The following is a 13,628-nucleotide window of genomic DNA, read 5'->3' on the forward strand; positions in this document are numbered from 1 at the left end:
CTTCGGAACATTGCTCGATATGATCTAGCCGGTGATGCAGGCTGCCTTGTCGAGAACGAGCAGATCACTCTGGAGCCGTCCGTCTCTCTCAGCGCAAAACACCCGGTATGCCAGCTGAATGCCTTCCGTGAGCGAGGTGGTGGCTCGCCAGCCGAGTCTGGACAGCCGACTAACATCCAGCAGCTTGCGCGGCGTTCCGTCCGGGCGCGACGTATCCAAGCTGATTTCACCGCGAAAGCCGACGGCGGCCGCGACCATCAGTGCTAAATCGGCGATGGTGATGTCCTCGCCGGTGCCGATATTGACCGGTTCCGGCGACGAATAGGTCTTCATCAGGTGCACGCAGGCATCCGCCATGTCGTCGACATAGAGGAACTCGCGCCGGGGCGTGCCGGTGCCCCACACGATGACGCGCTTCGCTCCCGAAACCTTCGCCTCGTGGAAGCGGCGGATCAGCGCGGCGACGACGTGGCTCAGCTCGGGGTGATAATTGTCGCCGGGGCCGTACAGATTGGTCGGCATCACGCTGATGAAGTCGCTGCCATACTGGCTGCGATAGGCCTCCGCCATCTTGATGCCGGCGATCTTGGCGATCGCATAGGGCTCGTTGGTCGGCTCCAGCGGACCGGTGAGCACGGAATCCTCGCGCAGCGGCTGCGGCGCCAGCTTCGGATAGATGCAGGACGAGCCCAGAAACATTAGCTTCTCTGCGCCGTTCTGATGCGCGGCCTGGATCACGTTCGCCGCAATCGCGATGTTGTCGTAGATGAACTCGGCGCGCAGCGTGTTGTTGGCGACGATGCCGCCGACCTTGGCCGCGGCGAGGAAGATCACTTGCGGCCGCGTCCTGGCGAACCAGTCGAACACGGCGGCCTGGTTGCAGAGATCGACCTCGCGCCGGTCGACCGTGACGAGCCGCACCTCCTCCCGTGCCAGCCGGCGCACCAGCGCGGCTCCGACCATGCCGCGATGGCCGGCGACGTAGACGCTCTTGCCCCTCAGCTCAAACGGTGCGTTTGCCACTGGCCGCATCCCGTTTTGTCTCCGCCAGATCGCTCGTCATCATCTCCTCGACGAGCTGGGCAAAGCTGCGCTTCGGCGTCCAGCCGAGCACCTCGCGCGCCTTGCTGGCGTCGCCGACGAGAAGATCGACCTCGGTCGGACGGAAATAGGTCGGATCGATCTTCACCACAATCTTGCCGCTCGTCTCGTCGACGCCGGTCTCCTCGACGCCCTTGCCGCGCCAGGCGATGCGACGGCCGACATGGGCAAAGGACAGCTCGACCATCTCGCGCACCGAGCGCATCTCGCCGGTGGCGAGCACGAAGTCGTCGGGTTTGTCGGCCTGCAGGATCTTGTGCATGCCCTCGACATAGTCCCTGGCATGGCCCCAGTCGCGCTTGGCTTCGAGATTGCCGAGATAGAGCGTCTGTTCCAGCCCGACCTCGATACGCGCGACGCCGCGGGTGATCTTGCGGGTCACGAAGGTCTCGCCGCGGATCGGGCTCTCATGGTTGAACAGGATGCCGTTCGACGCGAACATGCCGTAGGCTTCGCGGTAGTTCACCGTGATCCAGTAGCCGTAGAGCTTGGCAACGCCGTAGGGCGAGCGCGGATAGAACGGCGTCGTCTCCTTCTGCGGGATCTCCTGCACCAGGCCGTAGAGCTCGGAGGTCGAGGCCTGGTAGAACCGCGTCTCCTTCTCCATGCCGAGGATGCGGATCGCTTCCAACAGGCGCAGCACGCCGATGGCGTCGGCATTGGCGGTGTATTCCGGGCTCTCGAAGCTGACGGCGACGTGGCTTTGAGCTGCGAGATTGTAGATCTCGGTCGGCCGGATCTGCTGCACCAGGCGGATCAGATTGGTCGAATCCGTCATGTCGCCATAGTGCATCAGGAACGGAACGTTGCCGACATGCGGGTCCTGATAGAGGTGATCGACGCGCGCGGTGTTGAACGAGGACGAGCGCCGCTTGATGCCGTGCACGACATAGCCGAGCGACAGCAAATATTCGGCGAGATAGGCGCCGTCCTGACCGGTCACGCCGGTGATGAGAGCGACACGCCCCTTTGAGTTGCGAACCGTCATGGTCTTCCTTAGTTGCACCGGAAAGAGCTGCACTCTGAGAAATCATTGCGAAGCCGCTTCTCGAAAAGATCGATATGCGGATGCGCGCTCCATCGCAATTAAAGGATACGCTCGGCAAGCCAAGTCATACACCGGACTCAGGAAAACACACCATATACATTGATTTAGGTGGACTGAATGATGCCGGCGCATGAGCTTCAAAGATGAAAGTCGAGCGAACCCTCGCAACGGCGACGATCCCAAGCAGGCGGGATGGATGGTAGGCCCTGTTAGACGCGCTCGGGGGCGCTTTGCCTCCTCGCGATATTTCTGGGGTCCTTATCTTTCCACGCGCGCAGGTATGTTTTCCGTTTGGTCCCTCATGGCGCGGAAGAGTGACGTGGTGAGACTTCCGACTAGAAGACGTAGCCTTCGCGGCTCATAATCAGCGCCGCTTTGCTAATTGCGGGTAGGCAATGGACGGCCTGATGCAAAACAGAATGAGAAAGAAAGGCAAACGTTGGTATAGACTTTGTAACGTTTCGATATCGAAATCTTACGTTCGTACAATGGAGCTTTGATGCCAGTCCTCTAACTTGACCGGGCATAAGTTGCCTCTGTCCAATCATGAAAAGTCTCTTAAACCCTCATCGCAAGTGTGTTTCCAGCAAGTCGGGAGCAGCTGCGCAAAGAGATGAGCAGGGACTATGCGGAACGTGGGCAGATCTCATCTTTCTGTCTGAAATGGAGCGAAGCCCAGACGAAGCGTCACTCGCCCGGGAGAATGATTAGTGAGACGCGAGGACTCAGTTGTTGCCATATTGACCGTGCCCGGCAAGCTGGCATCGCTTCTCGCTTCTTCTGAGAACACAAACTGCGTCCTGAAATGGCTCCTCGGTGAGAGTGAGCCAAGCAAGATAACCTGCTTCACCGTAGGATAATTGGCTTTCCGTTCTGTTCGAATGCCCTCAATCTATGGAGCGAGACTATTTGATACATCTTGGCAGCGGCTTGTTGCGCCGGCGACAGTTAGTGAGGCCGTCGAGCGAGCCTGTTTGGGCGGACTTGGATGCGCCGTGCAGGCGCACTAGCGCATCTGATTCTGCTTCAGGCAGTCACGCCAATGGCGATGGCATCGCAGTGTTTCTTCGATCGGCCAGCCAAAAGCGGAATCTAGCTGGGCGAAGCGATGATGGCCGGGAGATCTAAATGAGGCCAGAGAATGCGGCGGTGATAAAGGCGCCCGCTGAAAATCCCGAACCTAAACCTGTTACCTTTGGGCAAACGAAGTTTGCGACGGTGCTCCTGTTGGAGGAACGTCAGACTTCTTGAAGCTGGGCTGCATGGATTGATATGTGTGGAATTGTTGGCATTTTGGGCCGTGGTCCGGTCGTTGATAAGTTGGTCGCGTCGCTCAGGCGATTGGAATATCGTGGCTACGATTCCGCGGGCCTCGCAACTCTCGAAGGAGTCCGGATCGAGCGCCGCCGCGCCGAAGGTAAGCTGAGGAACCTTGAGGAGCAGCTGCGCTATTGTCCGCCGTCGGGGCATGCTGGCATCGGTCACACCCGCTGGGCGACTCATGGAAAGCCGACCGAAAGCAATGCTCATCCGCATGCGACGGAGAATGTCGCGGTCGTTCATAACGGGATCATTGAGAATTTCCGCGAGCTGCGAGCCGAGTTGGAGCGGAATGGAGCCGGCTTTAACTCGGAGACGGACACCGAGGTAGTGGCGCATCTCGTCGATTCCTATCTCAAGAATGGCTACTCGCCGCAGGATGCGGTACAGGCGTCACTGCCGCGACTGCGTGGTGCCTTCGCGTTGGCATTCCTTTTCAAAGCGAACGACGATCTTTTGATCGGTGCTTGCAAGGGCTCGCCGCTCGCGATCGGACATGGTCGCGGCGAAGTGTATCTAGGCTCGGACGCAATTGCGCTCGCACCTTTGACCGACACCGTCACCTACCTTGAAGACGGCGACTGGGCCGTGCTTACGCGCGCAACGTGCGTGATTTATGGTGCAGACGGCTCTATCGTCCAGCGGGAAACATCAAAATCTGGCGTATCAGCGCTCCTTGTGGACAAAGCGAATTACCGCCACTTCATGGCCAAAGAAATTCACGAGCAGCCGACAGTGGCCGGCAAGACATTGGCGCATTATCTCGATGTTGCGGCCAAACGCGTCGCCCTGCCGCTCGCGTTGCCCTTCGACTTTAATTGCATTCAGCGCATTTCAATTACTGCGTGCGGCACGGCTAGCTACGCTGGGCACATCGCCAAATACTGGTTCGAGAGGCTCGCGCGTTTGCCTTGCGACGTCGATGTAGCCTCTGAATTCCGCTACAGGGAGGCGCCTTTGCGCCGAGGCGATCTCGCAATAGTCATCTCGCAATCGGGCGAAACCGCTGACACATTAGCTGCCTTGCGATACGCCAAGGGCAAGGGCTTGCATACGATATCTGTGGTTAATGTACCGACGTCGACGATTGCGCGCGAGAGCGAATCCGTTTTGCCTACCCTGGCAGGGCCAGAAATCGGCGTCGCTTCCACCAAGGCATTTATCTGCCAGCTGATGGTATTGGGGGTGCTTGCCGTCAGAGCAGCTAAGGAGCGGGGTAAGCTGTCTGAAATCGATGAATCGCAGCTCGTGCGCGAGCTCATTGAGGTGCCGCGATTGATTGCTGCGGCCCTGTTGGTCGAGCCCCAGATTGAGAAGCTCGCGCGTTATATCGCCGGCGCGAGGACAGTACTCTATCTCGGTCGTGGCACATCGGCCCCCTTGGCCTTGGAGGGCGCGCTCAAGTTGAAGGAAATTTCCTATATCCACTCAGAGGGCTACGCCGCCGGCGAGCTCAAGCACGGCCCGATCGCACTGATCGATGAGGCTGTGCCTGTGGTGGTGATCGCGCCTTACGACGAGGTCTTCGAGAAGACCGTCTCTAACATGCAAGAGGTGGCCGCTCGGGGCGGCAAGATCATCCTGATCACCGATGCGAAGGGTGCGTCTGAAGCGATGGTAGACACGCTCCTGACCATCGTGCTGCCGGCAATGGTCGCAAGCTTTACGCCGCTGGTCTATGCCATTCCGGTCCAGCTCTTGGCTTACCATACCGCGGTCGCAAGGGGGGCGGACGTGGATCAGCCGCGTAATCTTGCAAAATCGGTCACGGTGGAATGAGGCTGGAGAAGTTAGTATCAAAGCATTGAGGTCTCGGCCTCGAGCCATTCGGCGCGGGTTTGGTGGCCTAGGTTCTGCGGGGACGGAATCCGACAAGTTCCCAATCCGGGTCGCTCGTAGCTGTCGTGCGGTTTTGGTGAACTTAGCTGATGCTGCCATCAGCCTCGTATAGCAGAATCGACTAGCCTAGGGGCGATCCGGGATGTTGCACGACTGGGACGGCGTTCATCACGCCCGTCCACAGCCCTGTTGCCCTGGTCGCCATCGACCGGAACAGGTGGTCGTCATCGATCGGAAATGGTGGTCGCCATCAATCGGATTCACTGGTCGCCGTGCCCCGGAGCGCGCAGCCTGACTTCGACGGCTCTGTACTTCGAGCGCTGTTTATTGAAACGAATACCGAAAGTCACGCGCGTGCCGGACACCAGATCAGCCCCTGCGCAGCCGCGAAGGTCCGATATGTGCACGAACAAATCCTTGCCGTCGCCATAGTCAGGCCGAATGAACCCCCAGCCCTTTTCAACGCTGTACGACACTACTGTTCCGGTGCGCATGTTTGTTCCACGGTCTTGCGGCTCGATATCGCCGCCTACTACTCCGGAGCTGCGGGTGCACTTTCCGTTCCTAACTCGGCGGCGACGAGCGCGAGCGAAGATGAGCGCCACCACTTGAACATCCTGACTCACCTCGCCTCACAGCAAACCGGCGGGGCGGACCAGGCGCTAGAAGCGACGAGCCCGCCCCTAACATTACCGCATCTGGAGACTCGGTGATGCTGCCCAGGACCGAGCAAGGGTCGTGCCGAATCGAGAATCGGAGATTCTGCAGGCGCTTCGTGGCGGGCTACAGGGTCAAGGTGTTCGCTTTGGTCTGAAAACTGATGGCCGACGGGGGCACTGTCCGTCCCAGTTGGTCCCGCCGAACTTCGGACTGCAGGCTCACGCTCGCGCCGCCAAATTGCCCCGACAACGTGCTGCCCATCACGGCCCAGCGCATTCTCTTGCACGCCCGGCCTGTACGCGATGGCGGCATTCATCCGACCTGCTAAGCACACAGAAATTTCGCTGGCGTATTGAACAGCAGGCAAGCGGGCCTTTTAATCGATCGTCTCCCTTCGGACGCGCACCCGTTCTCCAACACGCTGTGCGCGATTGAGGCTCGAAAACTACGCAATCACGAGCTCGACCATCTCCATCTCAGAATCACTGAGCCTCACGAGGAGGAGCATTCGCATGGGTAGTCGAGCAAGTAGCGAAGCTGGACTGGGGTGATTGTCAGGCTTGCCAAAGGTGCGTTCACCTCGGAGGTAATAGAGCGCCATCGACCCTATTTCACGCTTGGCGAATTGCTCAGCTAGCCGCAGATGACGGCCCGCTCTAAATGATCTTATCTCTCAGCCTTTGCTGAACGATTTCGACCAGAACTGCTCCGCGAAATCCAGATGGCACTTCATCACGTCCGAGGGAGTTTTGGAATTGGCAAGATTCTTCAGAAGATTGACCTGAGCGTGCAGAGAGGAAGCAGCCAGCTTTGACCCGTCCTTCAACGCCGCAGCGAACAGGTCTGTTGTCTCTTCGAGGGATTTTTTCCATTCCGGAGACGCAAATGAATGGCTTGATGCAGCCCTCGCTGATTCTCCAACATCGTGCGTGGTGCCTCCCGCTTCAGAGGCTGAAGCCTGGGCGGCCCGTTCGGGCTCTGGATGGGTCTTCCGTTCGCGTTTCTCGTATTCGGGACCTCTCGCGGTCATTCAACGTCTCTCCGTCTAAACAGGATCGCAGCTCGCTGCGTGGTCTAGATCCGACCAAGAGCTTCGGAAAGTACCACAACCGGCAACATGTCGAACCTATCTCATTTGGTAGCACTTGCTCATCGGGATTGCTTAAGCGGATATCCGCACCATTTGCGGGGTATGCGAACGACCGCGAGATTTGACTGAGAATTTCCTGCACGGCATGAAGAAAGTTGGTGGCAAGGAAGTCGAGAAGGACCGCGTTCTAACACTCGACGAACTGAAGCCTTCTTTGCGATCCTCAACGATGAGGAAGCGGGCATCACGGATGGAACGCGCTTGGCGCTGAAAGTCCGTATTGCTGACAGCCCAGCGCCGGGGCGAAGTCGCGAGCATGATGCGTTCCGAGCTTCACGGCCTACACGGGGAAAAGCCCCACTGGATCATTCCCGCTGTACGGACGAAGAACAAGAAGGCGGAGCACACAGTCCCGCTCTTCCCGACTGCCGTCAAGTTGATCGAGGCGGCCTTGGAGATCGGCAAGCCAGAGAAGGGAGAGGACCAAGGCAACAGACCCGTCGTTGCCAGTCGCTTCGAAAGCGTTGGGGTGCTTGCGAGCCACTGTATGAGCCAGGCTGTGCGGCGCTTGTTGGAAGACAATGAGCTGGTAGCCTTTACGCCCCATGACCTCAGGCGTACAGCCGCGACCATCGTTCATGCGTCTATGCGCGATGGCATATGTTCGAAGAGAAGCGAGAAGCGATTCCAGCGGATTGAAAAGCATTTAATCACAATCACCGGTTAGCAAACTTCTGCGACACTTCAGCTCCCCTCTCGTCTGTATCGAGCCAGTGCTGTCCGCTCCTCTGCGCTAATGCCCATGAATGTTACGCCGTTGTACCCGCCGTTTGAAAGGGCAGATCGCACGTCATCCGTCGAAGCGCCGATATCGTAAGCGATGTTAGCGAACATATATTGCTGGGTGTCGCTCTCATTGTTCGCGATCTGGGTATTAAGGTGATTGGCGGCGCGATGCGCAACCGCGTTATAAACCCGCTTTTTTTTGCGCTGCAACTTTCGGTTCACGCCACTGTAGTATCTGAGTTTTGGTTTGACGGGGAACCGAATCATGATCAGGCACCAAACACGCCAGCGCCCACGAGACGCCCTCTAGAAGAGCGCGTATGCGTGCAGCGATCTTGCCTGCCTCCTTCGGCCCAGGTTGAGTTTCACGCTATCGAGTATGCCCAACACTGCCTGAGCCTCCTCGGCATCAAACGTCGCGACTTGGCGATCTGCCGGGCTCAAAGACTGATCGGCGGCCCGGGCCTGATTGGCTGCAAGCACCTCAAGCGCTTGCGACCGCAGGGCTGTGATCTGCCGAAGATTTCGAGTGTTGATTGTCACCGCCCATTCGGACCCACAGTAGATAGCTGCACGTGACTCGGCGCTTTGACGTGAACCGAGGAAGCGCTGTCCCTACCACTCACCGCTAACTTCACCATGGTCAGCCCAAGCAGCGGAAGAAGCTAACCGGGATGCATATTCGGCGAACGCCCCTATCACAACTACCAGGATTGGTCGTAGCCAGCGCTTGGCGATCAGTTGTGATCTTAGGCAGTATGGCCGCGCCACTAGCGGCGAACCGGCTGCGTCGACAAGAGAATGCACAAGCGCATCGCGCTCTCATCCTGATTGTCGCGCTATAGGAGTTCGTCTCGATACGCTCAACGAAGCCGTCAACAGTTCCGAACTGAAGCTGACAGGCAACGATTTCCACAAGCTGGCCGGAAAGTCCGTGCGCTACACGATTCACATCAATGGCCCGTGGTGCATCACATTCGAGTTTGAAGGAGGCGATGCATTCAAGGTTGACTTTGAACAGTACCACTGAACGCAGAATACCGAATAAGCCATGAGGGCTCCGACATGCTGGAGAGCATCAATGGCAGAGCAGAAGGCTAAGCGCGATCCTAACCGCTGCCCGTCTCATCCGGGCGCCGTCCTTGATGAAATTCTACAGTACATCAGGAAGTCTAAGACCGAGATTGCAGAAGCGCTGGGATTCCAGGCAGCATCTGCACGACATCCTCGCGGAGAAGAAGCCGGTCAGTCCGAACGTGGCCGCCCGGATTGGAAAGCCGGTCGGCAACGGCCCGGCCATCTAGCTTCGTTTGCAGGCAGCCCCCGATGCGTGGCACGCCGACGCGAAGTTGATGTCAGCGAGATCAAGATGCTGGAACCGGCTTAGGGCGACGAGTCCGGGTGCGGGGTCGCCCAAACGGTGTCGCAAGCGATGGTAGCCAGCCCGTCCTCGAAGACAGGGGCTGGCCACCTTTACGCCCGAGAGGTTCAAATTCCCCAAGGTGCTACCATTGTATGGTGGAGAAGAACTGGAGAGCACCTACCAGTACCGGTGGGGTGCCGCGCCCCGCGTGCATGTCATATTGAAGCGCTCGGCCCGCAACTGTTCGAGCTGGCTCCGCTCATAGGAGTAACCGCCGTGCCTAGGACCGATGTGGGGGCGGCAATCCAAGCATTCACGGACTACGCCCGTAGGCCAAGCCATACCCCGGCAGAAGACACCTACGGGCCACAGCGAACTGAAGAGCAGCTGGCCGCTCGGCGATTCCGGGTTGAAGTTATCTGCTCAAAAATGGACGCGGTGGCGGAGTGCCCTCTTTCGACCTTAGCCGAATTCGAGGCGCTCAGACGCGAGATGGGAAAAGATTTTCCCCCAACGCCACCCGCTTTACTCAACCATGTAGTGGACGCATTTTTACGTTGTGGGTCCTACCCGCGCGGCCGGATGACCGACCCTTAATCGTGGACGGAGCCAAATGATGCTTGGCACGTTCTCGCTGCACAAGATCGACCACGCTATACGCGACCTAGAACAAAAAGTCGCCCACGGCGCGGAAATCAGCCGCGAGGAGCTTGCGAGCGGACTGCGGATTACGAAGCATCTTCGAGATGAACTCGAAGTGGCGCTCAAGGTGATCGATGGCTTAAAGGATCATACCGGTCCCGGGTCGACAGGCCGCACAAGGTGGTAGCCGCGATCTAAACAGCGGGAACGTTAGCGGCCACGTGGCTCGGCGCCCGCTTGGAGAAAAAGCGCTCTCCCTACCACGCGCCAGCCTCAAACAGCGGAAGAAGCTGACGGTGGGATACATTCATCGCAAAAAGCCGTGGCACAACTACCAGAACCGGGGTTGCAGCCTCGCGGGGCTCGGGGATCAGCCTCAGATCGCAGGCAGTGCGGGTGAGACTCGGCGCCGTTCGGTTGCGCCGGAGCGGACGCTGTCCCTGCCCCGCCCGCACTGCCGATAGTTAGCGGTCACGTGACTCGGCGCTCAAGTAACCCCCACGCATACACAGGGGAAGCGCTGTCCCTGCCACGCGCCGCTAACCCCCACACGGCCAGCCTCAAAGCAGCGGAAGAAGCTGACCGGGAGGTCATCGCTCGCAGAACGAGCGTAACTTACAGAACCGGGAATGGCCCGTGATTTAGAAGCAGTGGGCGCGACACGGTGCCGACCGACCAGGGGGGCTGAGTTGAAGCACCTGCCGCATCCGCACTGCTGGTGAGTTTAGCGGAAGGTGACACTCCACCCCACTGCTCTGGAAACCCCAGCAATGTCCGTGCCACCCCCGCTAAACCCAACAACCAATTATTGGGACTAGCTTACTGAAAGCTGACGAGACTGCGCGCCCATTCACAAAACGAAAAGCGGCCCACGGGGCCGCTTGCCGTGGAGACAATAAAGACGTTCAGGCCGCAGACGAAAGGCGTTCGGCTCGCTTACGATCAGCGGCAGCCGCACCACGACGACGGCCCGGATCGGCAGTTCTGTGCGTCAAGTTCAGCAAAATCGATTATGGGATCCGGCCGAGCCATCCCCTCGGAGCCGCCGTCGCTCGCTTGCGCAAAAGCGTAGCCCTGGCGAGCGACGGCGGCGGAGAGGGGGGCGTGCACCCCCTTGGTGGGCCTGAGCATCGTCAGGCCGCCGGCGTAGCGCCTCCTTGTGCTCCTTCGGCAGATCCATGTTTAGATGGCGATGGTCCTCGAGCCAGGCCTCATGGCGCTCGACGGTCAGCGCCCGTACCAGCCTTAAACAGCTCTCGGCATTGGGGAGGATTCGCACGACATAGGTTCGCCGCCTGATCTCCTCGTTGAGGCGATCGAGCAAATTGGTGAGATGTCTCGGTGCCAACGTTCCCGCTGCGGTGTTCTACATCGTGGAGTATGGTGCGACCATCGGGACAGCGGCACCGGGAGCACGAAGTGCGGGCAGGCCGATGTTATTCCAGAGCCGAGAGCTCGAGTTAGTAGCTGGCGGCCGCCTCCGTGATGGGCTCGAGTATCCCGAGGTCACGCGGGTCGAACTCGATCGAGCGGCGCCCCCTCCACCGGCGTATCGGCGCGGCCCGCGCCCATCTGCGCCATGTGCATCGCGATTCTCCGCGCGCGCTCACCTGCTGCGGACCTCACCATCGAGATCGAGCTCGGAGGGGGATGGCATCCGCTGCGAGACTCATGCCCAGGGCACGGCCGTCGAGAGGTGTCCGGGGCTGGAGAACATCTGCATTCTGCAGCGCGTCGTCGGTCATAAGGTCACCTGCAGGCGGTACGATCGCGCGAACGATGTTCTTGTCGATATCGCCCCTCCAGCCTGGAGGTCGGGAGTAATGAGATGGGGAAGTAATGACATGGATTGGCGCCGCGACCTCATGCTGTGGCACCCGCGTCTGTTCCTCACGACGGCCGAGGAGCCTAGTCGCTCGTTCGGCTACCCGCACTGCGAGCGAGGGTGGCAGGATATCCTGGTCCGGCTCTGTCGCAGGATCGAAGTCGCGCTCCGCGACGGCGAGACCTTCGAATTCGTCCGCATCAAGCAGAAGATGGGCATCCTGCTCGTCGACTGGGACACCGAAGCCTCGAAGTCCACCGAGTCCGCGATCGGCCATGCAGTTGACCTGGCCGTCGCCCGCTCCGCCTGCACCTGCGAGATTTGCGGCGCGGAAGGCCGGCTGCATGCCAACAAAGGGTGGCTCGAAACCCGCTGCGCAGAGCACGCGGCCGGCGATCCAGTGCCGCCCCACTTGGGGCAGGGCTTCGACAACGTCCGCCGGCTGCGCCGCCGGCGAGGCCAGGCCAGCGTTTACTACGCGCTTACGACCGCGACGCCGACACTTTGACCGAGGTGCCGCCGCCCTCGCCGCAGCAGGAGCGCTAAGATGGCCAGATTTCGCTGTAGCGCCTAGGACCAGCAAGGCGAGTTCACCTAGCCGCGCCGGCGAATGCGCCGTCCGGCATCTCAATGGCTATCGCGGCATCCTCCAAGTGGATGGCTACGCCGCCTATAACAAGCTCGCGCGATCCGATCGCGGCGATGATGGCATCACGTTGGCCGGCTGCTGGTCACACAGCCGGCGCAAGTTCTATGAGCTGCATGTTGCAGGGAGCTCGGAAGTGGCAACGGCGACGCTCGAGCGGATGGCGAAGCTCTGGCAGGTCGAGAAGACCGTGCGCGGTCAAAGCCCCGACGCCCGCGTTGCCGCGCGCCAGCAAGCCTCCGCGGCTGTCGTCGCAGATCTCTTCGATCTCTGGCAGCAGACCTTGCGGCGGATCTCCGGCAAATCAAACTGCCGAGGCGATCCGCTATGCTGTCTCGCGCCGTGCCATCTTCGAACGCTTCCTGCTCGACGGCCGCATCGAGCTCGACTCCAACATCGTCGAGCGCGCCATCAGACCGCAGACAATTACAAGAAAGAATAGCCTGTTCGCGGGCAGCGACGGCGGCGGACGAACCTGGGCGACCATCGCAACACTGCTGCAGACTGCGGATTTCACGGATCGTGAGCATCGATTTCGCGCGATCGTGAGCACTGAATTCAGACGATCGTGAGCAGCCCGCTACGGCCGATGGGAGATAGAGTCAGTGTTCTGGTTGGCCGTCAAGGGTGATGGTTTTGGCGCTGCGTTTTCGCATGCTTTCTCCGGTGAGCTGGAGGCGGTGGGCGTTGTGGACGAGGCGATCGAGAATGGCGTCGGCGACCGTGGGGTCCCCAATGGCTCCATGCCAGGTGTCCACGGGGAGCTGACTTGTGACGATGGTGGATGCGCGGCCATGTCGGTCCTCGAGGATTTCGAGCAGATCGCGGCGTTCCGCGGCGGTGAGCACCGATAGTCCCCAATCATCCAAAATCAGAAGCTGAGCGCGGCCGAGGCTTTTGAGGAGCCGGGCGTAGCGTCCGTCTCCGCGCGCGAGCGCCTCGAACAGCCTTGGAACGCGATGATAGAGGACTGATCGGTTGTCGCGGCAGGCCTTGTGGCCGAGCGCGCAGGCTAACCAACTTTTGCCCAGGCCGGTTGCCCCGGTGACGAGCAAATTCTCGTGGCGATCGATCCAGCGACCTTCGACGAGTTTGGCGAAAACGGCGCGGTCGATGCCCCGCGGGGTGCGCAGATCGACGTCCTCGACGCAAGCAGTCTGGCGCAGTGCGGCGATCTTGAGGCGCGTGGTGAGCCGCCTGGTGTCGCGTTCGGCGGCTTCGCGGTCGACCAACAGGCCGATGCGATCTTCGAACGGCAGGGCTTCGAGATCGGGCGATCGGCGCTGCTCCTCGAAGGCCTTGGCCATT

General features: G+C 59.9%; 11 protein-coding genes and 3 pseudogenes. 7 read left to right on the top strand and 7 right to left on the bottom strand.

Features of this window, described 5'->3' with window-relative positions; genetic code table 11:
• Window positions 1-24: 24 nt before the first annotated feature.
• Complete coding sequence (locus ACE10W_RS04640) at window positions 25-1,032, bottom strand: GDP-L-fucose synthase (protein WP_011084445.1); 1,008 nt, start codon at window positions 1,030-1,032, stop codon at window positions 25-27.
• Window positions 1,004-2,089 (bottom strand): GDP-mannose 4,6-dehydratase, encoded by a 1,086-nt coding sequence (gene gmd / locus ACE10W_RS04645; protein WP_014498053.1) that lies wholly within the window; start codon window positions 2,087-2,089, stop codon window positions 1,004-1,006. Before gmd ends, ACE10W_RS04640 begins: the two co-directional genes overlap by 29 nt.
• Before the next feature lie 1,332 nt (window positions 2,090-3,421).
• Between gmd and glmS the strand changes: the two genes are divergently transcribed.
• Complete coding sequence (gene glmS / locus ACE10W_RS04650; RefSeq protein WP_011084447.1) at window positions 3,422-5,248, top strand: glutamine--fructose-6-phosphate transaminase (isomerizing); 1,827 nt, start codon at window positions 3,422-3,424, stop codon at window positions 5,246-5,248.
• Between the two features lie 320 nt (window positions 5,249-5,568).
• Here glmS and ACE10W_RS04655 read toward each other — a convergent pair whose 3' ends face one another.
• Both ACE10W_RS04655 and ACE10W_RS04660 read right to left on the bottom strand, forming a co-directional pair.
• Window positions 5,569-5,802: a cold-shock protein gene (locus ACE10W_RS04655; RefSeq protein WP_018647867.1), complete on the bottom strand. Its 234-nt coding sequence runs from the start codon at window positions 5,800-5,802 to the stop codon at window positions 5,569-5,571.
• Window positions 5,803-6,641: 839 nt separating this feature from the next.
• On the bottom strand, window positions 6,642-6,998 hold the full coding sequence (locus ACE10W_RS04660; protein WP_014498051.1) for a hypothetical protein: 357 nt from the start codon (window positions 6,996-6,998) through the stop codon (window positions 6,642-6,644).
• A gap of 376 nt (window positions 6,999-7,374) precedes the next feature.
• On the opposite strand from ACE10W_RS04660, the gene ACE10W_RS04665 reads away from it, so the two are divergent.
• A complete protein-coding gene (locus ACE10W_RS04665) occupies window positions 7,375-7,785 on the top strand; it encodes a tyrosine-type recombinase/integrase (protein WP_011084450.1) in 411 nt (136 codons plus the stop codon).
• Between the two features lie 17 nt (window positions 7,786-7,802).
• Here the strand turns inward: ACE10W_RS04665 and ACE10W_RS04670 are convergent, their stop codons facing one another.
• On the bottom strand, window positions 7,803-8,111 hold the full coding sequence (locus tag ACE10W_RS04670) for a hypothetical protein (RefSeq protein ID WP_244437128.1): 309 nt from the start codon (window positions 8,109-8,111) through the stop codon (window positions 7,803-7,805).
• Between the two features lie 463 nt (window positions 8,112-8,574).
• On the opposite strand from ACE10W_RS04670, the gene ACE10W_RS04675 reads away from it, so the two are divergent.
• The 3 genes and pseudogenes from ACE10W_RS04675 (at window position 8,575) to ACE10W_RS04685 (ending at window position 10,036) form a co-directional block, all read left to right on the top strand.
• Window positions 8,575-8,874 carry a type II toxin-antitoxin system RelE/ParE family toxin gene (locus ACE10W_RS04675; protein ID WP_014498049.1) on the top strand — a complete coding sequence of 100 codons (300 nt, stop codon included), beginning with the start codon at window positions 8,575-8,577 and terminating at the stop codon, window positions 8,872-8,874.
• Between the two features lie 51 nt (window positions 8,875-8,925).
• Window positions 8,926-9,231 (top strand): annotated as a pseudogene (locus tag ACE10W_RS04680) (HigA family addiction module antitoxin).
• A 589-nt stretch (window positions 9,232-9,820) separates the two neighbouring features.
• The gene (locus tag ACE10W_RS04685) at window positions 9,821-10,036 is read left to right on the top strand and encodes a hypothetical protein (RefSeq protein WP_018647863.1); all 216 of its coding nucleotides are present in this window, start codon (window positions 9,821-9,823) and stop codon (window positions 10,034-10,036) included.
• Between the two features lie 954 nt (window positions 10,037-10,990).
• On the opposite strand, the pseudogene ACE10W_RS04690 reads toward ACE10W_RS04685, so the two are convergent.
• A pseudogene (locus ACE10W_RS04690) lies at window positions 10,991-11,188 on the bottom strand (transposase); the annotation flags it as partial.
• Window positions 11,189-11,693: 505 nt separating this feature from the next.
• Here ACE10W_RS04690 and ACE10W_RS04695 point away from each other — a divergent pair.
• The gene (locus ACE10W_RS04695; RefSeq protein ID WP_026312792.1) at window positions 11,694-12,182 is read left to right on the top strand and encodes a hypothetical protein; all 489 of its coding nucleotides are present in this window, start codon (window positions 11,694-11,696) and stop codon (window positions 12,180-12,182) included.
• 136 nt (window positions 12,183-12,318) lie between these two features.
• Window positions 12,319-12,892, top strand: a pseudogene (locus ACE10W_RS04700) (transposase).
• A gap of 30 nt (window positions 12,893-12,922) precedes the next feature.
• Here ACE10W_RS04700 and istB read toward each other — a convergent pair.
• Window positions 12,923-13,627: an IS21-like element ISFK1 family helper ATPase IstB gene (istB, locus tag ACE10W_RS04705; RefSeq protein WP_038952402.1), complete on the bottom strand. Its 705-nt coding sequence runs from the start codon at window positions 13,625-13,627 to the stop codon at window positions 12,923-12,925.
• Window position 13,628 lies beyond the last annotated feature (1 nt).

The sequence above is a fragment of the Bradyrhizobium sp. B025 genome (assembly GCF_042257955.1).
Taxonomy (GTDB): domain Bacteria; phylum Pseudomonadota; class Alphaproteobacteria; order Rhizobiales; family Xanthobacteraceae; genus Bradyrhizobium; species Bradyrhizobium diazoefficiens.

Coding starts and splice junctions, on each gene's coding strand:
- ACE10W_RS04665 (WP_011084450.1), top strand. CDS start 7,375: ATGATGCGTTCCGAGCTTCACGGCCTACACGGGGAAAAGCCCCACTGG.
- ACE10W_RS04685 (WP_018647863.1), top strand. CDS start 9,821: ATGATGCTTGGCACGTTCTCGCTGCACAAGATCGACCACGCTATACGC.
- ACE10W_RS04695 (WP_026312792.1), top strand. CDS start 11,694: ATGGATTGGCGCCGCGACCTCATGCTGTGGCACCCGCGTCTGTTCCTC.
- ACE10W_RS04660 (WP_014498051.1), bottom strand. CDS start 6,998: ATGACCGCGAGAGGTCCCGAATACGAGAAACGCGAACGGAAGACCCAT.
- ACE10W_RS04655 (WP_018647867.1), bottom strand. CDS start 5,802: ATGCGCACCGGAACAGTAGTGTCGTACAGCGTTGAAAAGGGCTGGGGG.
- glmS (WP_011084447.1), top strand. CDS start 3,422: ATGTGTGGAATTGTTGGCATTTTGGGCCGTGGTCCGGTCGTTGATAAG.
- ACE10W_RS04670 (WP_244437128.1), bottom strand. CDS start 8,111: ATGATTCGGTTCCCCGTCAAACCAAAACTCAGATACTACAGTGGCGTG.
- ACE10W_RS04640 (WP_011084445.1), bottom strand. CDS start 1,032: ATGCGGCCAGTGGCAAACGCACCGTTTGAGCTGAGGGGCAAGAGCGTC.
- istB (WP_038952402.1), bottom strand. CDS start 13,627: ATGGCCAAGGCCTTCGAGGAGCAGCGCCGATCGCCCGATCTCGAAGCC.
- gmd (WP_014498053.1), bottom strand. CDS start 2,089: ATGACGGTTCGCAACTCAAAGGGGCGTGTCGCTCTCATCACCGGCGTG.